At 54.5% G+C, this 22,515-nt stretch carries 14 protein-coding genes; 6 read left to right on the top strand and 8 right to left on the bottom strand.

Annotated features, from left to right (window positions below; genetic code table 11):
* Window positions 1–386: 386 nt before the first annotated feature.
* On the bottom strand, window positions 387–1,487 hold the full coding sequence (locus DJ73_RS11665) for a DUF563 domain-containing protein (RefSeq protein WP_176451124.1): 1,101 nt from the start codon (window positions 1,485–1,487) through the stop codon (window positions 387–389).
* A gap of 236 nt (window positions 1,488–1,723) precedes the next feature.
* On the opposite strand from DJ73_RS11665, the gene DJ73_RS11660 reads away from it, so the two are divergent.
* From DJ73_RS11660 to aglF, 4 genes are all read left to right on the top strand, one after another.
* On the top strand, window positions 1,724–3,157 hold the full coding sequence (locus DJ73_RS11660; RefSeq protein ID WP_094558027.1) for a sulfatase-like hydrolase/transferase: 1,434 nt from the start codon (window positions 1,724–1,726) through the stop codon (window positions 3,155–3,157).
* Between the two features lie 52 nt (window positions 3,158–3,209).
* Complete coding sequence (locus tag DJ73_RS11655) at window positions 3,210–4,622, top strand: sulfatase-like hydrolase/transferase (RefSeq protein WP_176451123.1); 1,413 nt, start codon at window positions 3,210–3,212, stop codon at window positions 4,620–4,622.
* Window positions 4,623–4,707: 85 nt separating this feature from the next.
* The gene (locus tag DJ73_RS11650) at window positions 4,708–6,159 is read left to right on the top strand and encodes a flippase (protein ID WP_094558025.1); all 1,452 of its coding nucleotides are present in this window, start codon (window positions 4,708–4,710) and stop codon (window positions 6,157–6,159) included.
* Between the two features lie 154 nt (window positions 6,160–6,313).
* Window positions 6,314–7,069, top strand: a complete 756-nt coding sequence (aglF, locus tag DJ73_RS11645; RefSeq protein ID WP_094558024.1) for a UTP--glucose-1-phosphate uridylyltransferase AglF — start codon at window positions 6,314–6,316, stop codon at window positions 7,067–7,069.
* Between the two features lie 188 nt (window positions 7,070–7,257).
* Here aglF and DJ73_RS19805 read toward each other — a convergent pair whose 3' ends face one another.
* Both DJ73_RS19805 and DJ73_RS11640 read right to left on the bottom strand, forming a co-directional pair.
* Complete coding sequence (locus DJ73_RS19805; protein ID WP_141212951.1) at window positions 7,258–7,782, bottom strand: hypothetical protein; 525 nt, start codon at window positions 7,780–7,782, stop codon at window positions 7,258–7,260.
* 819 nt (window positions 7,783–8,601) lie between these two features.
* The gene (locus DJ73_RS11640; RefSeq protein ID WP_094558023.1) at window positions 8,602–11,430 is read right to left on the bottom strand and encodes a BGTF surface domain-containing protein; all 2,829 of its coding nucleotides are present in this window, start codon (window positions 11,428–11,430) and stop codon (window positions 8,602–8,604) included.
* A gap of 354 nt (window positions 11,431–11,784) precedes the next feature.
* On the opposite strand from DJ73_RS11640, the gene DJ73_RS11635 reads away from it, so the two are divergent.
* Window positions 11,785–12,420, top strand: a complete 636-nt coding sequence (locus DJ73_RS11635) for an IS6 family transposase (RefSeq protein ID WP_094558022.1) — start codon at window positions 11,785–11,787, stop codon at window positions 12,418–12,420.
* Between the two features lie 558 nt (window positions 12,421–12,978).
* Here the strand turns inward: DJ73_RS11635 and DJ73_RS11630 are convergent.
* The 3 genes from DJ73_RS11630 to DJ73_RS11620 all read right to left on the bottom strand — a co-directional run bounded on the left by DJ73_RS11630 (window position 12,979) and on the right by DJ73_RS11620 (window position 19,806).
* Window positions 12,979–15,498 carry a hypothetical protein gene (locus tag DJ73_RS11630; protein ID WP_094558021.1) on the bottom strand — a complete coding sequence of 840 codons (2,520 nt, stop codon included), beginning with the start codon at window positions 15,496–15,498 and terminating at the stop codon, window positions 12,979–12,981.
* A gap of 150 nt (window positions 15,499–15,648) precedes the next feature.
* Window positions 15,649–18,120, bottom strand: a complete 2,472-nt coding sequence (locus DJ73_RS11625; RefSeq protein ID WP_094558020.1) for an RND family transporter — start codon at window positions 18,118–18,120, stop codon at window positions 15,649–15,651.
* 3 nt (window positions 18,121–18,123) lie between these two features.
* Window positions 18,124–19,806 carry a COG1361 S-layer family protein gene (locus tag DJ73_RS11620; RefSeq protein WP_254921639.1) on the bottom strand — a complete coding sequence of 561 codons (1,683 nt, stop codon included), beginning with the start codon at window positions 19,804–19,806 and terminating at the stop codon, window positions 18,124–18,126.
* Between the two features lie 241 nt (window positions 19,807–20,047).
* On the opposite strand from DJ73_RS11620, the gene DJ73_RS11615 reads away from it, so the two are divergent.
* On the top strand, window positions 20,048–20,665 hold the full coding sequence (locus tag DJ73_RS11615; protein ID WP_094558019.1) for a TetR/AcrR family transcriptional regulator: 618 nt from the start codon (window positions 20,048–20,050) through the stop codon (window positions 20,663–20,665).
* Between the two features lie 167 nt (window positions 20,666–20,832).
* On the opposite strand, the gene DJ73_RS11610 is transcribed toward DJ73_RS11615, so the two are convergent.
* Window positions 20,833–21,096 carry a hypothetical protein gene (locus tag DJ73_RS11610; protein WP_217900442.1) on the bottom strand — a complete coding sequence of 88 codons (264 nt, stop codon included), beginning with the start codon at window positions 21,094–21,096 and terminating at the stop codon, window positions 20,833–20,835.
* 705 nt (window positions 21,097–21,801) lie between these two features.
* Complete coding sequence (locus tag DJ73_RS11600) at window positions 21,802–22,158, bottom strand: nuclear transport factor 2 family protein (protein ID WP_094558018.1); 357 nt, start codon at window positions 22,156–22,158, stop codon at window positions 21,802–21,804.
* Window positions 22,159–22,515 lie beyond the last annotated feature (357 nt).

Below are 22,515 nucleotides of genomic sequence, written 5' to 3'. Positions count from 1 at the left end.
CAGCGCCGTCCAGTGATAGGTTAGGTGAAATTATATCGGTGGTTCCGAGCAGCGTGACACAGTCCGACGCTCCTACTGGGGGCAGAAGCGAAACTGCGGTCTCCAACGAATTCGTCGCCACTGACGATCGTTTTGTTTGACGGTCAGTCAATGACGCTACCCTACTTTGCTCAGACTACCAACTTCGCTCGTAGAGGGTGGGCTTGTGTATGAACCCGGCCTCAATCTCCGTCCAATCAGGCGGTACGTCCGCCACCCGGCCTCACCGTTCTAGACTTCAGGGCAAGTGGAATTACCGCAAAGAATCAAGTCGAAAAGCGCTTGAGGTACTGGGCGAGATGCCTCACCTAGTGACCGAGAGAGGGTTAGAAGAGAGCATTTCTGTATCACTTGCCGAGAGACTCAGCAATCACACTGTCGAGTTTGTCTGTGTTCACATGGATGTCAACGCCAGTCTGCTCGCCGTAGACGGGAATATACGCATGATCGAGCGCTGCTGCAAGGCGGTCAAACGTCGCAATCTGCTTGTCGCCGAACAGTTCAACGAGAGTCAGATTGTCGCCAAAGAGGATGTTCGTCAGCCCCGCGCCGTGTGGCCCAACGACAAGTTCGGCACGCGAGAATAAGTTAATCTGCTCACGGACACTCAAATTACCGAGTAGATATGTATTAATGTTGTATCGATCGAGAACCTTCTGGAGTTCATCCCGGTTCGCGACACGTCTGACGGTCGCGTCCCCGCGGCCAACATAGATCCGCTCTGAATCTCTCTCAGTAAGCGAGACGGACTGTCGCATCCGATTCCGAAGCCACGCACACTCTGTTGGCGTCGGATCTGGAAACGTAGGGACGACAAGGGTCTCAACGGCCGCAATGCTGCCGTCCCATCGCTGTACCTCGCCCGCATAGTCAACGATCGAGAGTGACTCTTCCACCCAAGCGGGCGGGTTGGCAGGGATGAGAAGCGTAGGATACTGTCCCTTGGCATCGGCGTAGGCTTCAAGCAGGCGAATGCGGATCAGACACTCCGCCGTCCAGTGATAATAGTTGGTCCACGGCGGTACCGCAAGGGCGGCGAGACTGAGACGACTGTCCGGATCTGCGTCGCCCGAAAGCGCACTGAGGGTTCGGCGAACTCCATTTGCTCGCATCGATTGTGCCAAGGCGACACCGATCCGTCTTGTCTCGAGCGGTGGAGTCGCGACCGTATCGGCGACAACGGTGCCGGCGGCTGTGAGCCCTGGGCCCGCAGGCCCCAGAAGCGTCGTGTCGGGAATCTCACAAACGAAGCGGTCGCCGGGGTCATACCCGGCAGGGGTCTGTCTGTCACGGAACCCTGCAGCCGCTTTAATCCGCATCGAACCGTCGTGAGGCTCGCTGACTAGCGGGTCGAACTGCGATGGGAGGGCTTCCCGCGACAGGATATCGACGCGATTGCACAGGATCCGGCGGTACACAAGTCGATAGAATAGCACGTCCTCAATCACGAGGTCCGTCCCTGCACGAACAAGTTCTTGTGGGCCGTCTTGGCGATACTTACGGACCGCGCGCCCGGGGACATCTCCGAGTTCCATCCGTGGCTGGGAATTTCGGCTAGAAACTATAACAGTACCGGGAAACCTAGCCCAAGAGGATTCGTAATCTGGTTCGCATCGGTGAGTCTTCGTCATGAACCCAGCATACCCGAATAAATAAACACGGTCCGTACTGTAGCCAAGGTTAGATGAGTTCCCCCAACATCCTGCTTATTGTGCTCGACAGTGTCCGGGCGAAAAACGTCGAACTCTACGGGCACCACCGGGAGACAACCCCATTTCTGTCGGCGTATGCTGATGACGCGACTATGTACCGACAGGCTCGAGCCCCGGGAATACATAGCGTCGCAAGCCACGCCAGCCTCTGGACCGGGGCGGCCGTTGCAGAACACGGGGTCACCCGCCATGCGGACCGGGTACGCCAAGGAACAACAATTTGGACGGAATTAGCCGAAGCGGGTTATCAAACCGGCATCTTCACTGTCAACTCTGTCGTGGCGCACGCCTCGAATTTAGCCGAGCCGTTTGATCACGTAGTTAGTGATGAGGTTTCTGATAGCGCCGAGAAGCCGTTCTCTGACGCCCACGGCCCGACAGATACCGCAGCTCATGAAGGGATCACGGGGAACCTGGTCCGCTCGCTCCGCGACGATGCACCGATCAAATCGCTTCTCAATGCCGTGGACCATCTGTACCGGAAGCAGCGGAGCCGCCTCGAGACGGGCCCTGATTCCGAAGCGTTGGTTGAGCAGTTTCTTGAGTGGCAGGCAGAGGTAACCGAGCCGTGGGCTGCCTGTCTCAATCTCATGGATGCCCATTTCCCGTACGAGCCTGCCGAGGGGTATGACCGGTGGGGTGACGACATGCTCAGATCACTTCACAGTGAGTTCGACAAACCGCCTGCCAATGAGTTCATTCAAGGACGACCATGGTGGCAATTGGAGGCATTCGAAAACTTATACGACGGCGCGATACTGGAGCTTGATGCACACCTCGAACGTATCGTATCCGGACTAAAGCGAGCGGGCGTCCACGATGACACACTCGTTGTGATCACAAGCGACCATGGTGAGGGATTTGGAGAGATCAGCCGGATCACAGGCGAAACGCGGATGATTGACCACAGCTGGGGAATTCACGAAGTGATTACGCATGTCCCACTTGTTGTAAAGTATCCAGGACAGAATGACGCGGTTACGATTGATGAACCGGCGACGCTTACCCAATTCCCCGATACCGTTCGAGCAGCGCTGGATAGGGCGTGTTCGCACAGATCGTTTGTGCCCGACAAGCCGGTCGTCGTCTCCTCTCAACGACTGCTTCAGGAGCACGATGACGTGTTCAATGGTAGCAACGAGCCAGTAACGGCGTACTACGGCCCGTGGCGGGCAGTGTACGAACAAACAGACGACGGTGATGTCGTCAAGTATGCAACCCACGGTGATGACTTGCTTACTCTCCGCATTCGGGACGCACAGGACGCGATCCCTGTCGATGGCACTGATTCGGGGACCGTCAACCGGATCTTCGATGCTCTTGAGCCAGCCAACCTTCGAGAAGATTCAGGCACCGTATCTACGGAAACGGAGGACCGACTCGCAGAGCTTGGATATTTACGGTAAGTATACAACTACTCTCCTTCCCATTTATAATTCCGCACACGCACCCTTGGGTATGGTCCAGCCGAATGTTCTTCTGGTGGTTCTTGACAGCGTTCGAGCCAAGAACGTCGGCCACCTCGGTTATCCGCGGGATACGACACCGAGATTGGATGAATTTGCAGAACGCGCAACAACATATGTTAATGCGAGGTCACCCGGTATACACAGTATTTCAAGCCATGTGAGCTTCTTTACTGGCTTGGAAGTCGCTGAACACCGCGCTACGACTCACACTGCTCACATAGATTCTGGCCACACAATCTGGGAACACTTGGCAGACGAAGGATACCGTACGGGGTTGTTTACTCCGAATGCCATTGTCGCAGAGTCGTCAAATCTATCGATGTTTTTCGAGACGGTTGTGGGTCCAAAGCGCCAAGAACTCGTGTTTCCGGAGGCACTTGGTCCCGCTCAGGTGGCAGGGGACCCGAGTTACATTGAGTATCTCAAAACGTGTTTTCGCAGTGACTCTCCTATCAAAGGAATTGTGAATGGGATCTCGCGGGAGTTGGGGAACACAACCGGAGTCTATGAGCCGACAAGAGAGCACGCTGGCGAATATATCAAGTCATTCCAAGAATGGCGAGATTCCGGGAGTGGTCCGTGGGCTGCCTGTCTCAATCTCATGGACGCACACTACCCCTACCTGTCACAGGAATCGTTCACCAAGTGGGGTAATGAGACGCTCAGGGAACTTCACCGCGAAGCGATGGGCGGACCGCTTCCAACACAGTATCTTGGAGACCGTCCGTTCTGGGAGCTTGAAGCTACAAAGAGTCTGTACGATGACTGCATTAGACAGGTGGACGCCTACTTTGGTAAGCTAGTAGATGAGCTTAATCGGATCGGTGAACTTGAAGATACCTTCATCGTCATAACAAGCGACCATGGAGAAGGATTTGGCGAGTACAGTTGTCTCAACGATAACGTTAGGCTAATTGATCACAGCTGGGGGATTGGAGAGGAGGTTGCACACGTCCCACTGGTTGTCAAGCCACCAGGTGAATTCACAGAAGATACAATCACCGAACCTGCGACACTGACGGAGTTCCCAAACGCAGTAAAAGACTGTCTAAAGGGACAGCAGGGTAGCTTCACAAAACGGTCCGGCGACGTAATTACAACCTCGTATCGGATTCAACACCCTGGAGATGAGCTTCCGCTTCCTGCAGATGAGCGAGAGCCATATTTCGGGCCTTGGCACTCAGTTTGTCGACAAGAACAGGAACAGATCGTGATTGATGCTGTTCGACGTGAAGATCAAGTTCGGTATTTCCCGACTTGCGGTCAAAAACCAACGGGCGCTGATCGCGAACATGTTGACTCAGTTCTCGAAAACCTCTCGCTGGCAGGGATAACACAGGGGAGTGACACAGTGACCAGTGAAGTGAAACAGCGGCTTCATGAACTCGGTTACACAGCGTGATGTTGTAAAATTAGCGTCAGTGAGTCGTTGCTTGCGAGAGTTTCAAACAGGTGCGCTTATATTTCTCTCTCTTGGACATCACTCCATGCGTCTGGGACAGACGTCTGTTATCCACTTTGCATCCCGCTTTTCTGCATCCGTATTAGGATTCGTCGCGACAGTATTTATTGGGCGGATACTTGGGTCAGACGGCCTAGGTATCTACTATCTTGTGCTTTCAATGATCGCGTGGTCAGGGATTATCACCAAGATGGGGGTCCCGAGTGCGATCACAAAGCGTGTTAGCGAGGAACAAACACAAAGTGAATACGCAACCGCCGGCGTCTCACTTTCCACTGTTCTTTTCGTCATTGTTGCGATCTTCGTTCTTGTATTTCAGGAATCTGTAAACAGTTACATCGGATATCCCGCTGCAGAATTCGTTGTTCTTCTATTATTTGTAAATCTCATTCAGTCTTTGGTGAATGCTGTCCTGAGAGGGCAGCAACTTGTTCACCTATCAGGAATCTTCATACCAATTCGAACCGGAACCCGGAGTGTTGTCCAGATTGCTGCTCTACTTGCCGGTTTGGGCATAGTTGGGTTGTTCGTTGGATACATGATCGGCTACGCGCTTGTTTCGGTGCTCGGTTTGTGGATAGCAGTCCGAAGCTTCGACCGGATCGCGCTGCCACGACCGTCTCATTTCCAGAGTATAATCGCGTACGCGAAGTTCTCGTGGATTGGTGCTCTCCGTTCACGAGCGTTTAATTGGGTGGATGTGTCCATTCTCGGCTTTTTTGTATCTTCTTCGCTTATTGGAATATACACAGCTGCTTGGAACATTGCAGTATTCCTGATATTATTCGGCGGTTCGTTAAGCCAGACGTTATTCCCCGAAATGAGTTCAATGTCCGCAAACGACGATCGGAAAGCAGTAGCCGATCTCTTCGAGACAGCTCTTGCATTTGCCGGGTTGATTTTAATACCTGGATTAGTTGGAGGGACTCTTCTTGGCGAACAACTTCTTCAGGTGTATGGAGAAGAGTTCTCTCAAGGGGCAGTTGTTCTCTCCATTCTCATTGTTGCAACGCTGATCCAAGGATACCAGCGGCAGTTCACAAACACATTAAATGCTCTCGACAGACCGGATCTGTCATTCCGGATCAATGCAGTGTTCATTGTCGGAAACGTAATCTTAAACCTCAGTGTAATCCCCTCATTCGGTGTTGTCGGCGCAGCCGTGGCGACAACCACCTCAGTTGCAGTAAGTCTTGGTGTAGCCTACGCCACGCTCTCGTCACTGATTGAATTCTCGATTCCCGCTGGTGAGATTATTAAACAGTGGGTCGCCGCAGCTGTTATGGGCCTAGTGGTCTATTCTGGACTCTGGTTTGAGTCGACATACTCACTTTTTGATGTCAATATCGTTGTTGTGTTTGTGTTGGTGGGGCTTGGCGCTGGGGTATACTTTGCAATGCTATTTGGACTCTCTGGTCGTTTTCGGCAAACAATTATTGATAACCTCCCTCCACAGGTCCGACGAATCTCCATCTGACATCATTCCACGGCTTCAGACGTGGGTCCCTCCACAGGGGGACATCGACGGCCACTGAGAGATTCCCAGGTTCACCGTAATCCTGTGGACGAATGATGAGTAAGGGTGTAGATTGATGACAAAGTATTTCCCACATCACCGACACCGTCTGTTTATGCAAGCGGTTGTACTTGCTGCAGGGAAAGGAACACGTCTCCGCCCACTTACCGATAATAAACCGAAAGTCCTCGTTGAGGTTGATGAAACCCCTCTTATCGAAGATGTCTTTGAAAATCTCATCGAGGCCGGCGCCACAGAGCTGATTGTTGTTGTCGGCTACAAGGCCGAACAGATCATCGATCGGTACGGAGACGAGTATCGTGACGTTCCAATCACGTACACACATCAGCGGGAACAGCTTGGTTTAGCCCACGCCATCCTCCAAGCAGAACCCCATGTCGATGGCAATTTTATGCTTATGCTCGGCGACAACATCTTTCGCGGAAACTTGGGTGATGTAGCCAGGCGCCAACAGGAAGAGCGTGCAGACGCCGCGTTTCTTGTTGAAGAAGTGCCCTATGAGGAAGCCTCTCGGTACGGGGTTCTTGACACCAACGAATACGGTGAGGTCGTCGAAGTCGTCGAAAAGCCGGATGACCCGCCAAGTAACCTTGTGATGACCGGCTTCTATACGTTCACGCCTGCGATCTTCCACGCGTGCCATCTCGTCCAGCCTTCTGACCGTGGCGAGTATGAACTTCCTGACGCGATCGATCTCCTCATTCAATCTGGTCGAACTATCGACGCGATTCGGCTGGATGGATGGCGAATCGACGTTGGATACCCTGAGGATCGCGACCGCGTAGAGGAGCGACTGACTGCTCAGGAAGATGGCAAAGGCGAAACAGATGACGCTGTCGCAGAATCTTAATCAGGACCACCGTGTGGTGCTGCAGAGTGCTTTTGTATAAAAGGGGAAATGATCTGTGGATCCGACCACCGGAGCCGAACTGAAAGCGAAGAGTATCAGACGGAAGGGCTGCCGCGACAACCAGACGGCTGTGATAGTTGTTCTGCGATGCTCTTCAGGTTGGGTTTGCTGTGTTCAGGTAGAAGAAGCTAGTCGGACGTGTTGTTGGTTTCCTCTTCTGTTTGTTGTTTATTATTTTCTTGGAGTTGTTGTTGCTGGAGATATTGATCGAAGTATGCAGCCGGTAAAATTGCAGCCAGATCTCCATCTTCAAGTCCGCTTACAAACGTAGCAGCGGGGGCGGTGAGACGGAGGAGGCCAACTGTCGGCTCTGCATCCTGAACTGAAACCGCATTATCATCAGCAACGGCATCCTCATACGTGCTGGTGGCATTTTGTATCAGCTCTTCCTGCTTGTTCTGGTATGCTTGTTGCGCTTCTGCACGGGAAAGGTTTCCATTTTCAATGTCTGCCCGAAGCTCTTCTTGGAAACTGGTGAGTTCTGCTTGATCGGCTCGGATTTGGACCGTGAGTGTTGCCTCAGAGTCGGTAGTAGCTCCCTCGTCCCCGTCAGTTTGCGGCTGAGTATTTAGATCGGTACAACCTGCAAGAGCCGCGGTAGCACTGGTGCCCGTCAAGGCAAGGAAGGATCGACGACCTGAGGACTGTGTCATCAGGTTATACTATCTGAGATTTCTTGTAACTCTTGTCTTTCCACTTGAGAAAGCACAGTCTCAACTGCGTTAATGTATCAATATTTGTTATCAGTATTGTACGCCGATGGCACACAATTAATGCTGTGTATATTGTCGCCTTGCTGAGGGGTTGGGGAGCCGCCTGCGAGCAAACGACACAATACGCCGACCACACGATGGTAAACAAAAAACAGCACTAACCAGATACTCTCGGGACGGGGAGTATAAGTCAAGCGTCCCGGCCAAGCTGCGCCACAGTCCCACACAGAAGATTGCTGATCACGCCACTGCTAGTGTGTTGTTGAATCCCAAGCTGGATGACGAGCAACGCACCGAAGAAGACGCTACTAGCTGGGTAAACGTACATCATAATCCATCTTTCACCGTTTGTGAAGTTGGAGAGTCATGCTGATGAAGGCTGTCTATGAACTGTTCTCGATGAAAACAGAGTTAGCGACTGCAGGAGCCGCTCTTCGCAGTTATATGAGATGACTGCGCTAAGCTGAATATGGGTTGAGGTGGCAAAACCTCCAGAATACTGTACGGAATTGATCTGGCGACACACTCAACGTTGCGCCGACATGATGTCGATAGACGGTGTCTCATTCCCGTGGCTTAGTGGTGTGTCGCCAGCGTCAGACGGTCACACTCGTCACATGAATAGGTACGGATACCGCCCAGTATCGACGGTTTCGATACCGCGTGCTGTCGCTGGGTGGTCGAGTTCGATAAAGAAGGACCGCAAGGGGTCGGCCCGCGAGGGCCGATAGTTAGCGAGTGTGAAGCGTCGCAGCTACGTTACTCGTTACGCCGCGTAGCGAGGAGCGCAGCCGCGATGAGGGCCACGAGGGCCACGAGAGCGCCGAAGCCGGGCGTGGAGTCGTCGGTGCCGCCGTCGCCACCGTCTTCCCCGTCGCCGCCGTCTTCGCCGTCAGTCCCGTCTTCGCCGTCAGTGCCGTCGCCACCGTCGTCGCCGTCGCCACCGTCGTCACCGTCGCCACCGTCGTCGCCGGTGGATTCGATGGTGAGCGTGCCGGTCGCTTCGTCGTCGTCGGTGGAGATACCGTGCTCGTAGTCACCAGCGTCGAGGCCGGACGTGTCGGCCGTGAACTCGACGGTGGTGCTGTTGCCGGCACCAAGCGTAACTTCCTGGCTGTCGAGCTCCTCGCCGTCAAGCGTGAGCGCGACAGACTGGGTACCCTCTGCACCACCAGTGTTCTCGATCGTGGCCGAAACCGTGACCGAGTCACCAGCAGCGGCAGTGGCTTCCTGCGGGCTCAGGTCCGAAACCTCGAAGCTTGCCGGATCCTGAGTGTCTTCGACGAGGATCGCGTCGGAGTCAGCAACCGAGCTGCCTGCAACGCGGAAGTCAACCGTCGCTTCGTCGTCGACCGACGCACTACTGAGATCGAGTTCGGCCTCAAACGTGCCGTCATCGCTAATGTTCGCGTCGCCCGTCTCAACGAACGAAGGCGAGACGCCACCTGCCGACTGAACACGAACGCTTACGTCCGAGCCGGGTGCGACGTTGGTCGTACCGGTGACCGTCGCGTCGTCCGCGTTGGCAATCTCGACCTGATCGTTGTCGTTAACGTTGTCGAACGAAGCGTCGCGGTCGGCGAGGTTGAAGTCAGCGGTGGCCGACTCTGTGTTGTCCTCACCAGCCGCGAAGTACGGGTACGCAGCTGCGGTATCGTCACCGTCTGCGCCACCCAGTGCTCCAGACGTTGCGTCAACGAAGTTGAACTGTTCTTCGTCGTCAGCTTCGTACTCGATCTCAGCCGTGAAGTCCGTGCCATCGTCAACCGACTCCGAGAACGCATCGCTGGTGCTCGTGTCGACTACGATGAACATCTGCCCCGACTCCTCATCAACGACGACTTGGATAGCGTCTTCAGGGGCGTTCTCGAGATCGAGCGACGTCGGGTCCTGGTTGCCCGTAGCGTCGTCAGCCTCAACTTCGATGTTCACACCTTCACCCGTACGGGTGTCAAGCTCATGGAGCGTGCCGGCGCTGAATCCGTTATCAAGCGCGTCGAAGTCACCTTCGATGGCAACCATGTGACCGTAGATCCCGGTGGCTTCCGCCTGGATGACGAGCTGGTCGTCAAGCGCAATGTCCGAGCTCTGCGTCACTGTGTCCAGCAGCTCGGTGGTGTTCGTCGTCTCGTCAGCCGGGTTGTTCGGTGCAGTCCACGTCTGGACGTTCTCGACACCGGGCTGAGTCAGGTCAAGCGTCGTCAAGCCGATCTCGTTGTCCAGCTCGGAGTTGTCATCATCATTGACGACAAACACGTTGTTGCCGTTCACGGCAACTTCGTAGGTCGTCGGCTGGAGCGGACGCGTCAGCTGACTGAACTTACTGTCACCGTCACCGATCTGGCCGATGTCTTCGAGATACTGCTGGAAGTCGTCACTATCCGAGAGGTTGTCGCCATCCTCATTCTGGTAGTCAACTGCCTGGTCATTCGAGAGGCCGTCGTACATCTCACTGTTGACGATGTCGTCTTCACTGTTGTAGACGACGCTCTTAGGAACGTTCGTGCCGACAGTCCGGGTGTTGACCTCAAAGGTCACTTCCCCGTCGTCGTCGTCGTCTTCAATGTAGAGGATGTCGACGAAGCCAGACTCCTCGCTACCGAGCTGGACCCAGGCGTCGTCAGTGTCATCAAGTTCGACAGTCATCTCAACGACGTCACCAGCAGTCTGGCTGTAAACGCTCTCACCGAACTCAGCCTGCCGGTCGAGTTCGCCGACACTGATGTTTGCCGTGTCCGACGCTTCGGTGTCAGTCACATCGAAGTCGAACTCGTAGTCATCGGCGTCAGTGCCCGAAAAGTCAACTGTCTCTTCGCGGTCGTTGATTCCGACGAGGACAATCTTCTCGTCAGCATCCTCTTCGCTGGAATCAAACAGACCAACGTTGAAGTCACCGTAGTTGTTCCCACCGCTGATGTCGCCATCGTAGCCGTTGCTCTTGGCGTCAGAGTAGGAGGTACTGTTGCCGGAGTTGAAGATGTTGTACAGCTCTTCGTCGCTGAGGTCACCGTCAGCACTCACGTTGAGGCTGTAGGTGCCACGATTCGACGATATGTCAAGATCGGTTTCCGCATTGGAGCCTTCGTCGGTCACTTCATCATCGTCGAATTCAGCGCTAAGAGACTGAACAGTGACTTCGAAGGTGTCATCGCGATCCGGTGTGGAATTGAGGGAGCCCGCGCCGGAAACGAAGTAATCGCCAGCTTCGAGATCATCAGTGTCGATCTCAACCACCAGATCGCTGGCGGCGAGGTCACTTCCCTCATAACCCGTGTCTCCCACAGTTTCGACGGTCAGCTGCTCAACCTGCGAGCTATCGTCAACATTGTCATTGTCGCCGAAGCTGTTGGCCTGCCGCAGATTGACAGTGTCATCCACCGAGGCACCATCAAGCGGGCTCCCGGTCAGATAAACATCTTGACCCTGGAAAACGATGTCAACAGGGTTGCCAGTACTATCTGCATATCCATTCGTGGCTGCCGCCGCAGGCGCGGCTACAAAGCCGGCTGCGAGCATAGAGACAACCATTACCGCCGCAAAGAAGACCGCATTGGCCTTCTTGCGCGTGGTGTTATTGTCGTTTGTCATTTTTTGTAGTTTTGGTCTGCATCGCGTTGGCAGGCTTTCTCCGTAACCTTTGTCGCCCGATCAGCTTCGTCCAACATTTCATCAAGGTGCGGCCGGACTCGGTCGTGGATACTTATCTACCACGCTGGTAGGGGTACTGCATATTCAACACGTGGGGGTTTTGGTAAATACTTTGTGTCTATTGGCTTGCGTGGTAATAACTAGCAGAAGGCGGCTTACGCCTGTCAGACGCCCAATTCAGATTCCTGTAACAATACAATGTCCCGTCCATCAGGCATGACCTATAGAGGCCTGCTGGAGAGGTGGTGTTGAGATAAGGTCGAAGGATGAGGCGGTCAAAAGATCGAGTGGTTCATGCTCTCGTTCGACCGCCTCAGCGGCGATAGCGGTTGTATCGAGTTAGATTTTCTGGAGCGAGAGGCGACACCCGAGCCGGCGATGAAGCTCAGTATCCGACTCCATTTGGCTGGTCTATCACTTTCGGATACAGTCTCGGTTCTTGAGAAGTTGGGTGTCGATCGACATCGAACCACCGTCCATCGGTGGGTACAGAAAGCGGATCTACAGCCGACAGACGGTGCCGATCCGAATCACGTTGCGGTCGATGAAACCGTGATTCAGCTCAATTCTGAGCGATATTGGCTGTATGCTGCCGTCGATCCCGACACGAACCGCCTGCTCCACGTTCGGCTGTATCCGACGAGAACAAACGCGATCTCCTCGATGTTTCTCTCCGAATTGCGTGAGAAACATCACGTCGACGACGCCACCTTTCTCGTCGACGGTGCTCCGTGGTTGCAGGCGGCCTGCCATCGTCACGGGCTCCGATTCCAACATGTCACACATGGGAATCGGAATGCCGTCGAACGTGTCTTTCGTGAAGTAAAACGACGAACAAACCAATTCTCAAATACGTTTAGCCATGTTGAGCCGAATACCGCTGAAAATTGGTTGCAAGCGTTCGCCTTCGCATGGAATCAGCTTATCTAAACACTACCGCTGGAGAGCCGATAAGATTATTTTGCTGGCGAAACCAATTGTTTATGGGCCAACTGTGGGGCAGCGCGCTTCGTCTCCTGGTAGGGGATCAGCGGTGCCCCTTGTTGGGTTCCCGACGCATCACTGCGAGACTGGTGCGTCGGCCTCCCCGCTCCATCCCTCTCTTCGTAGAATGCTGATCCATAGCTAGGTTCTACAATCTGGATTGACATCGATACGTCGTGAGTCAAAGATGTCTGTGTCCACAGCCATCTCATGAGACCCGGCAACCGCTAAGTCAAAATCGTGGGCAGGGATTCGTATCCACAACAGCAGCCGTAATTGGTCTAGTCTCCTGTGGGTCAGCTATAGCCACTGTTCGTCTACGTTCAAACGGCCGACTAATGTGGTGATTCCGAGAGTTGTTAATAATCCGACTCCGGACTGGAATGTATAGTCGAATGATCTTAATCAACCGCAGTAGTAAGTGGCCTTGAGCCAAAATCCACTTCCAGACACTATGTCAATAAGTAATGTTGCTAATGATATGCGCGGCCACTATCTCGGAGGCTACGATTGTCGAATGACAGTTTGATTACCCGCGCGGACTGCTTCTTCGGTCACGTTAACTGTCTGATTACCGACGGTGTACTCCCCGGGATAGGCAACACGGATTGACGCAGTTCCGTTAGCAAGTGTGGCGCTGCGAGAGTATTCGTGCGTCTCATCAGAGATTGATACTGACGTTGTGGCAGTCACCCTGTCGCCGTTTGGCCCGTTCACACGCACTAGTGCACCCGGAACCACTGCGAAAGTACGTACACCGCTGTCAGTAGTGAGTAGTTGGTAGTGGCTAGTCGCAACTGTGTCATTAGTGCCGATCCCATACCCCTCATACAGCGTTTTGTAGGTGTTGTTTGCCGGGGGAGCATTTTCTCGGTCTGTGATGACGACGTAGCCGACACGACCCTGAAACTGATCGTACCACACATCAGGGTCCTCAGCGGCAAGGAACTGTTCGTGATTCTGCTGGGCATATCTGTAATTTTGTGACTGACCACTCACGAAATAGTTGTACATCCGGTTGTCGTCCCACCGACTCAACACGAAGTTTGCTGGATAGTCACGGTCGACAGAATCAGCATGTGTGTCAATGGTCTGTGCGGCAGCAAACTGTGCGGGTTCATGCGTTGTTTGCCCGACAAGCGGTGGTACCAGTAGAAGATTGAACAAGAGGACGAGTGCGACCGTGGCAATAAGATACCCACGCAAGCGCATCCCGTCCGGAATCTGGAGAGTGGTGGTGTCATACTCAGTATCGGCGTCACTATCACGATTGAGGAAAGAGCCACTCTCATCACGTGGGCGCTGAGATCGGGAAAGAGAGCTAACCATCTCAGTTGCGCTCGCCGGACGCAATATATCAACCGGTCGGGAAATGTCGATGGCAGCGAGCAGGTAGAGCAGACCAATACCGGCGAAAGGTGCAATAAAAATCGCCAGCTGGCCCGCAAATCGCACTTGTATCGCTGCGAGCAGCATGTAGTACCATGCAAAACAGACAAGCACGAGCCAGCCAGGTTCATATCGGCGGACGACAACCCAAGACATCGCCGCCAGAACGACGATCCCCAAGTAAAATCCGAGCCCAAGTTGGAACAGCGGACCCAGTACAACTGCAAAATCGGGGCTAAACAGGGAGGCGGTCTCCGTTACACCCTCTCGGAAAAACAGGTCGCTAGCGCGGACCTGGAACCGAGCGATATCGCTAGGACGGAGTATCCGATACACGAGAAGGCCACCCACAACGACGACCAGTTCAGCGAGAATGAACTGCGAGGCAGAGCGAGAGCTCCGTCGCCACAGATCTCCACCAGCCACAACAACGAGTGCGCCCCCGGCAACAAGCAGGGGTGTAACTGCAGCAATAGTCTCATGCCAGCCAAGAGTGAGATGCGCAGCGACTGCGAGTCCTGCGCCGACAGTTAACCCGCCCACAAGCGGCGTATTTCCATACATTGGCGAACTGCTATGCCGGATATCGAGTGGAACACGGAGCCCGACCACGATAGCAACCGGAATGAATGTGAGCGGCGAGCCGCCCCACAGGTGAGCAGACGCCCCAACAGCAACCGCGAGCCCAGCCGCAATAACCCATGACTTGGGCGCACGTGCGTGAGCGTAAGCCGCAGTTTTCAACTCGAGATTGGCGTCTCTCGCTCGGCGAGGAACATCAACAGCAAGCGCTGTTAATGCAAAAACGATGAGTCCAAGCCACAAATACTGATGTGATTGATGATCAAGAAACCCGACGGTCGTGTACACGACATTGGAGGGCGCAAGCGCATAAAACAAGACAGATGCTAGAGCCACACGGACATCGCCGGTAAGAAGAAGCGACAGCCGATAGACGACGTAGCCAAGGCAAACTGCCGCCGCGACCGGGAGCCATGCCGCGACAAAGGGGGCAGCGTCAGGACCACCAAGCAAAACTGTTAGCCACCAATTGAGAGCGTGTGAAAGGGGACGTGTGCTCGCAGCCCCACCCATATCCGCGAACAGTCCGACGTCAAAGATTCCATCAGCGCGGGCTGCCAGCCGCTCCTGCCAGTAACGGAAAAAGTATGTGTCATTGCCGGGTGAAACGACGTGGCCATCGCGAAACACATCTGGGGCACCGACGAGGCGTGCAGCGATAACCGCAAAGAGGGTACCAGCTAACGCGAGACGTGTGTGGAGATTACCACGAGTAAGGTCAAAACGGACGGTAAGATCAGAAAATTCAGTAGACTTGCTGTCGTCAGATCCGGTCTCATTCTGAGGTGACTTTTCGACCTCAGCAGCGGCGGCCGTCTCGAGCGCAGCGCGGATCGAATCCGGATGCTGGAGACGATACCCATCCTCAACGGTAACCGCGAGATCACGAGAGACGAGTTCCCCGAACCGGCCAGAATCAAGGTCTACTTCTGCGAACGTCCACGGGTCGTCGTCAGCGTCACGCTCAAGAAGCGCTACGAGCGCATCTTCAGCTTCTGGATGCTCCGCGAGAAACTCGCGCGTCGCGGCAGTCGTTTCCTCTGGCGAGGGCATTAGTTCTCAACAGAGTACGCCTCGGATTAGCGTTTTCGTTCGAGATGGTGCTTCTGATGTGACGGATGTGCAACGCCACGGTCTCATTCACTAGGTGAGAGTGATGGCTCAATATATGACAAAAATTATTAATTGATAGCCGCAGCGAGCTTAGGTCGCGACAGATAACGTGGTGTTCGCCCGGGCACGATGATACCGCTCCCATAGCAACACTGCCGGGGGCAGTGCCACAATTGTAAATACAAATGAGTAGAGGACACTCATCGCCGTCAATAATCCGAAATCGCCAAGTACAGGTGTGATCGCGAGCGCGAGCGCACCAGTCCCAAGCGAGGTGGTAAGCATACTTCCAAGCAGGGCGCCACCCGTCCCCGAGAACGTGATGATCATTGACTCGTAGGCATCAGCATTCTCGTTAAACTCGTCGACAAATCGGTGTGTTGCATGCACTGAGTACGCTATCCCGAGCCCAATTGAGATCGAGAGGATTGTCGCAGTCAGCGCGTTCAGTGACAGCCCGAGGAACCGCATGGTACCGAGCAAGAACGCGATAGAGATGAGAATTGGAAATAAATTCACAATCCCGAGGAGTGGCTTCCCCTCTAAGACCCCGTAGGAGATGACCAAGAATAGTCCCGTCAACACCATTGCGAGGATCAGTCCCTGGATTGCCGAATTGAAAATGATGTCTGTCACAGCGTCGAACACGACCAACTGTCCTGTTGCCGTGGCCTCAAACCGGAAATCCTCGGCGAACTGTCGTGCATCAACAGAGGCCTCACCTTGTGAAGCACTGGCGTCTATCGCGTACTCAACTTGCGCATTTCGGCGATCCGGTGTGAGATACTGTGCTGCACGGTCGCCAGCCGGTGAAGCGAACAGCACGTCGTAGATCTGTTCAAGATTGCGATCCGGAATCCCATCGCCATCTACGTCATTGCGGGCAACGAGTCGAGCAAATTCGGGGTCACGATCTGCCTGCGACTGGATCACCGTAACGATACTAGTTGGACGAGCACTGCCACCATCACCAACGGCAAGTGCGTCCGGTGGGTCCTCGTTTGGTGCTGCAAGCGCCTCTAGCGCGTGGTCTTCCTGAAAATTCCCTTCAACATATATCGTCACGGATTGGTCTTGGTTCGTTGAGAACCGATCCTCCAAGAGGGTGATGGTCTCTGTGACAGTGTACTCGCTGGGCGCAAACGGCTCCGGCAAGGCGGTCACGTAGTCTGGGAGTTCTTCGGGAGGCAGGAAGTCTTCTGTCTCGAAGGAGGTGTCAACACCACTTCCGTACGCCGCCGCCATCCCCCCACTGACGATCAACACAATCACAAAGGCGATCGGCGCGTACTGACTGACTTGTGTAGGGAACGTCAACAGCTGTCCAAGCGTCGAGTCACTTGAAGAGATTGGCGCAGAATTGAATTCAGGCACACCGTACGCGTTCCGGAGTTTGTCCACCTCCAGTTTTGCCGCGGGGAGAAACAATCCGAAAATCAGGAAAGTGAACATAATGCCAGTGGCTGAGGCGATCCCCAAGTCGCGGATCGGGCCGAGATCTGAGATCACGTTTGCGCCGAAGCCGAACACCGTCGTCACCGTCACGATAATGAAAGCGATCATCAGCTGATTGTTTGCCTCGCGCATCGCCTCAAAAGCCGCATACCCTTTGACCGTCTCTTCGCGGTAGCGGTTGATGATATGAATCCCGAAGTCGACGCCAACGGCGAGCAACAACACTGGGACTGAGATCATCGGTTGACTAAACGGGATGCCAGAGAAGCCCAAGAATCCGAACGTCCAGATGACCGTCATCAGCAGCGCCAACAGCCCCAAAGCTAGGTCAATCGGGTCACGATAGGCGACAATCAAGAACAGCAACAACAGCAGCACAACAACCGGCATCACAATCGTAAGCGAATCGACGATGACGTTGGCTGTCTCGGCGTTCGTGACACCCATGCCGAAGGCTCGGATATCGCCAGGCGAGTCGTTCGTGATCGTTTGAATCGTCGTTTGAATCTCTTGCAGATTTGTGCTAGTAAAGCCAGCAGGGACGTCATGAGATATGACCGTAATTGAGGCTGACGCGCTGACGCTCGTCGGGTTAAAATCGGTTGATAACGCCCGGCTAAAGCGTGGGTTACCCTGCAACTCACGAATGGTACGACGGATCTGTGTGGGGCTGGCGCGTTCTATGACACGTCGCTGTTCTGGAATCGTCGTCGCTGACGGATCAATCGTCTGAGCGACAACTGTCGCGGGGCCGTTTACCGACGACACACGAAGGTCATCACGCTGTGTGATCTCCTCAAGCAGTCTGAGTTCACGAACAAGCGCCTCCTGTGTGAGAACGTTCCCGCCGGTGTGGATGAGTTGGGTGGACTCGCTCTCCGGTTCGAAGGGATCGGCAAACTCTTGATTTACCGCATCAAGTGCTTCCTGCTCGTCTAGCCCTTCTGTGAACGCGTCGGTGGCTCCGGTGTCAGTACTAACGAGTCCCATCCCACCGGCAAACACCACTGTAAGCACGAGAAACGCAACGATGACCTGTCGTGGCCGGTCGACGACGGCGCCATTGAGCCGACGCGTTCCCGCCTCGATTCGCTCACCGACCGACATCAGCTACTGCCGCCTCCGGTAGATGACGAGCCCAGCAGTTGCAACCACGAGCAGCGCGACAATGATCACGGGGAGGGGGAGTCCACCACTCTCACTTGCAATCACGTCGATTGGCACGCGATATGTGTCCGAGAGTTGGCTGTCGCCGTCAGCGTCATCATACCGAAAGTCAAGCGAGATGGGGTAGGTGCTTCCGGCGGTCGCAGAACCGGTAGTTGTCAACTCAAATGTCATTGTCGTGGTCTCACCGGGTCCGAGCGATTGAACGTATCCTGTATCGGTGGCGCCCGTATCAAGCGGGTCATCAGCGAATAATCGGGCCTCAACATCGCTTACGGGCTCTTCAAGATTGTTTGTCACGGCGACTTCAACCGTTCGCGTACCGCCCGCTTCGATAGTGCGGTTCTCGATGGCGACGCTAAAGCGGTCGCGCTCAGCTGCGACGTCAGCGTTAACAGCAATCTCGTTGTAGCGCCGAGCTTCACCCTCATCGTTCCGATACTGGACCGCAAGGTCAAGCGATCGGAGGCCAGATTCGGCTTCACTCCCGATCGAAATCGGAAGCGCAAACTCCGCAGACTCACCAGAGTCAAGCGTACCGACTGCGGTTGAGCGCTCGATTGGAATGATGCTTGAAGACTCACCTGCATACTGCACAACGACATTGTTCGCTGCAACCGGTCCATCATTGGTAACGGTGGCCGTGAGTTCACCATCTTCCCCGACGCGTAGCGAGGATTCGACATCGCTTACGGCGAACGTCTGCTCACCGAGTGGTGCCACACCAGCAGACAGTCCCTCATCAACATGTGGAATGCCGTCCGGTGTCTCGAAGGAGACCTGACCAGAGAGGGCGTACTGTCGGGTGGGTGCTGTTGATGTAAACGAAGCATCGTACGGAACAGTGACCGTCTCCCCAGGGGCAATCGAGCCGATCCGAGCTGCGTCTGAGGTGCCCTGTCCGAGCGCCAACCCAGCGCTTGACGACTCGAGCGCGACTGTCGTATCGTACGCCGCCCTTGCACCGACATTCCTGATTGTGGCCTCAATAGTTCCCTGATCGCCGATCTGTGTGTTAGTCGTCACGTCAACAATCCGAAAACGTGCATCCTTCGTGACCTCAACCTCAGCCTCGACCGTCACAGTCCGTTCTCGGTCATAGGTAACGTCTCCACTCTGTTGTCGCGTGTAGGAGTACTCTAATTCAATGTCGAGTTCATAGCTCCCTGGCTCTGTCCCGTTCGGTACGGTCACCCCAATAGGTACCTCGCGAGGAGCTGTTTCAGTCACAGCGCCGAGCGCACGGGTGCCTGTCTCGACGCTGAGCGGGTTGTCATCGGCCTCGGCTGTGAGACGCACATTTCGTGCAGTGGTGACGATTTCGCGCGTCTGTGGTGTGCTGAGAGACGTTTCACCGTCATTGATAACTTGGAGTGTCACTTCATTCGTCCGGCCAGGGGTGACTTCTGGTCGGGCGATCGCCACGGAGAGATCCGGTGAACCACGAACGATGCCCACGGTCTGAGCTTGTGTGGTCGAACTCATCAGCGGCGTGTCGGTAAGTGCCGTTGCTGATGGGCCATCAGTAGTTGAGCTCACGGGGGCCATGCCAGCGACCACGCCGACAGTCCCACTTGTCACCATCAACACCGCAACGAACACAGCAAGCAGCGGAGGCCGTCTCACACCGATCCCCTCCCGAAGCGGCCATCAAAGTTATGGATGTATGTGTGTCTCATCGTGTCACCGTCGACATCTGCGTCATATGTCGGTACTGTTGACCAAACCGCATCGCATCCTCGACGACCGTGAGGTGCTCCATAGCGGTTCACACGGGCATGAATCAATAAACTTTTTGTTTTTGTGTTCATGAAGTAGGATCGATGGAACATTCCGGATCAAAAGCAAGGGACGAGACATCACCCGCATGAGCCGATTTACCGATCGGGACCGCGAGCGAATCCGGTCTCAGCTGGTTGACGCTGGTCGAGAGTTGTTTACGCAGTTTGGATTCGAGCGTACACGGATTAGTGACCTCACAGCGGAGGTAGGAATTGGAACAAGCACATTCTACCAGTTTTTTGATTCCAAGGAGGAACTGTATATCGAGGTCCTCCTCGCCGAGCGGAGGTCACTAGAGGAGAAAATTGTGGACGCTGTCAGCGACGTTAAAACCCCGCGCGAGGAGGTGCAAGTGTTGCTTAAGACGACGCTCAGAGAGGTGCGTGCGAATCCGCTCATCTCTTCGCTGATCGTCGATGGGGAGTTGCGCGCGTTACAGGACCGCATCGCCGACACCGGGGCTGACGAAGAGTCGATTGGGATCGGAACCCACGACCCAAAGCTGCCGTTCGCTGAGCGCTGGGCTAAGCTTGAGACGTTCCGATATGATGATTCGGAACTGATCGACCAGTTGTTCATTTCACTTGTCTTTACAGCGCGATCGAGAAACGCCCCGATCGGTGCAGATAGTGACGCCGCTTACGAGCAGGTTGAGGATGCGTTGATTGAGACGATCGTTGCAGGGCTCTTCACAGAGGAATGAGCACGAACGGTGTTGTTGCAGTCTACAGTCGGTGATGCAGGCTGCTCCCGTCGTGGGAACCAATGGGGCAGCGAGGGAGATTCTGATCTGTTAATGAGACAGCGCTCTTACCCTATGGCCTGTGGGTTGAGTAACAGAGCAAAAGTGGACGCCACACTGCGGTTTGTTTAATTTGGGGCGACGCGCCACGTCGTCGCACCAGTGTATGACCACTTTTCAATCTCAACATCCTGCATGGAGTCTTGAAGCTGAACGACCAACGCACCGATCTCCTTCGGTGAGAGGCCGACATCGTCGGCAATGAACTTCGCTTTGAAGTATATCTCTCCGTCGGCGGCTTCGTCCCGGAGGAACGCCGCGAGCTGGTCGGCTTTCGACGTTGGCGAATCGCCCTCTGCGGCCAGCTGAGTGGCGGTATTCGTTGTGCTCATAGCTGGCTTGTAACGCTATTGTGGTTGTGTCCGGTGACGACACACGCAATGTGGAACGCGATGAGCGCAATGGAGCTCCAAGCCTGAGCGAAGCCAATCGCCCCGTACGCGGCGGGAATGTACGCGAGCGGCAAGAGGATCGCTGCCCAGAAGGCGGTTGCACGGACGCTCGCAGCTGCTCGGTTCCAGCACGCACTCGTGAGTCTCGCCCCGACCTGCCTTGGCGCCTGCAGTGGTGAGGAGGATGTTTTGCTTGACATGGGGAACACGTCTTGTTCATCGCATGGACAGCCACCCCTATATAAGCGCCAGAGCGTTGGCACAACTTTACCAGGATTAACGATTTCTCTGGTCATTTTGAACCAGTTCAGCGGATGGTGTGATGATTCAAAACAGCTATAAATTCCTTTAGAAAGTTTATACATGATTTTGAGACCAGTATCGAGAAAATTGAATACACTATATTTGACACAAAACAGACAGCAAAAACCACCCTGCTGGCCGCGCTGCCCCCACTACTCTCTCACCGCGCACCACCACTACTCCAGTCAACGCTCTTTTGTTGGAGATTGTGAATACAGTCGTCGCTATTTGTGTGGGAGTGCTAATTGAGTTTTTGGCTCTGTTGAAATCCTCAATTAGTGATATATTTTTGGGGCGTGCTGAATACACAGCGCGAGTCGGTCAGCGACGACGGGACCCAACTCACTCGTCGATTGGCGTCTGTTGATGAGAGCTGAGTCGCCAAGAGCCGTCGGCCCGGACATATGTCGTGGTGATGAACGCCGTGTATTCGGACCCGTCCTCACTACGTTCTGCAACCGCCCGATATACCAGCTGGAAAATGTCGTCATCGATTTTGAGCAACTGTTCGTCGTCGAACTCGATACGTTGCCACCTGTTGGCTCCACCCAGTGATTCAAGCACAACCGAACGGTCCAGTATGCCGGTCGGCTCCGGGAACACCATCACGGCATCCTCAGAGAGCTTGTCTCGATAGAACTCCTCGTCGGCGTTCCACAACTGGCGCTCCAGTTCCAGTAACGACTCCGTGGGGCCCATAATCGAGAGCAGAACAGCGCTCAGGATAATTCTATCGCCAGCTTGCTATCGGGAGTGCTGGCACGCATGAACGCCGTGACAGTGTTGAGGGACTTCCGCTGCCGTATACACTCTCTGTATCTCGCACGTTGATTTTATTAGTTCTTAAGGATTTCAACAGAGCCGTCGTTTTGGAATCTGGCATTGGATTTCTGATTGTGGGTTAGTTACGACCGGCGTAGCGTACTTCACCGCCAAGCGTCTCAGATAGGTACACAGTCTTTAGCGGACAGTTGTTTCAGACATATTATATTGAAATAAAGTGCTTTAACAGAGTCATCTCGTCGTATTTGCGGCGAGGGCCTTGTTTAGACGCTC

It is taken from the genome of Halorubrum sp. Ea1 (genome assembly GCF_002252965.1).
GTDB lineage: Archaea > Halobacteriota > Halobacteria > Halobacteriales > Haloferacaceae > Halorubrum.
This window is presented reverse-complemented; position numbering and strand designations above follow the sequence as displayed.

Bases quoted from the DNA above. Each gene is read 5' to 3' on its own strand.
- DJ73_RS11660 (WP_094558027.1), top strand. From the start codon at position 1,724: ATGAGTTCCCCCAACATCCTGCTTATTGTGCTCGACAGTGTCCGGGCG.
- DJ73_RS11655 (WP_176451123.1), top strand. From the start codon at position 3,210: ATGGTCCAGCCGAATGTTCTTCTGGTGGTTCTTGACAGCGTTCGAGCC.
- DJ73_RS11650 (WP_094558025.1), top strand. From the start codon at position 4,708: ATGCGTCTGGGACAGACGTCTGTTATCCACTTTGCATCCCGCTTTTCT.
- aglF (WP_094558024.1), top strand. From the start codon at position 6,314: ATGCAAGCGGTTGTACTTGCTGCAGGGAAAGGAACACGTCTCCGCCCA.
- DJ73_RS19805 (WP_141212951.1), bottom strand. From the start codon at position 7,782: ATGACACAGTCCTCAGGTCGTCGATCCTTCCTTGCCTTGACGGGCACC.
- DJ73_RS11640 (WP_094558023.1), bottom strand. From the start codon at position 11,430: ATGACAAACGACAATAACACCACGCGCAAGAAGGCCAATGCGGTCTTC.
- DJ73_RS11635 (WP_094558022.1), top strand. From the start codon at position 11,785: ATGCTCTCGTTCGACCGCCTCAGCGGCGATAGCGGTTGTATCGAGTTA.
- DJ73_RS11630 (WP_094558021.1), bottom strand. From the start codon at position 15,498: ATGCCCTCGCCAGAGGAAACGACTGCCGCGACGCGCGAGTTTCTCGCG.
- DJ73_RS11625 (WP_094558020.1), bottom strand. From the start codon at position 18,120: ATGTCGGTCGGTGAGCGAATCGAGGCGGGAACGCGTCGGCTCAATGGC.
- DJ73_RS11615 (WP_094558019.1), top strand. From the start codon at position 20,048: ATGAGCCGATTTACCGATCGGGACCGCGAGCGAATCCGGTCTCAGCTG.
- DJ73_RS11610 (WP_217900442.1), bottom strand. From the start codon at position 21,096: ATGAGCACAACGAATACCGCCACTCAGCTGGCCGCAGAGGGCGATTCG.
- DJ73_RS11600 (WP_094558018.1), bottom strand. From the start codon at position 22,158: ATGGGCCCCACGGAGTCGTTACTGGAACTGGAGCGCCAGTTGTGGAAC.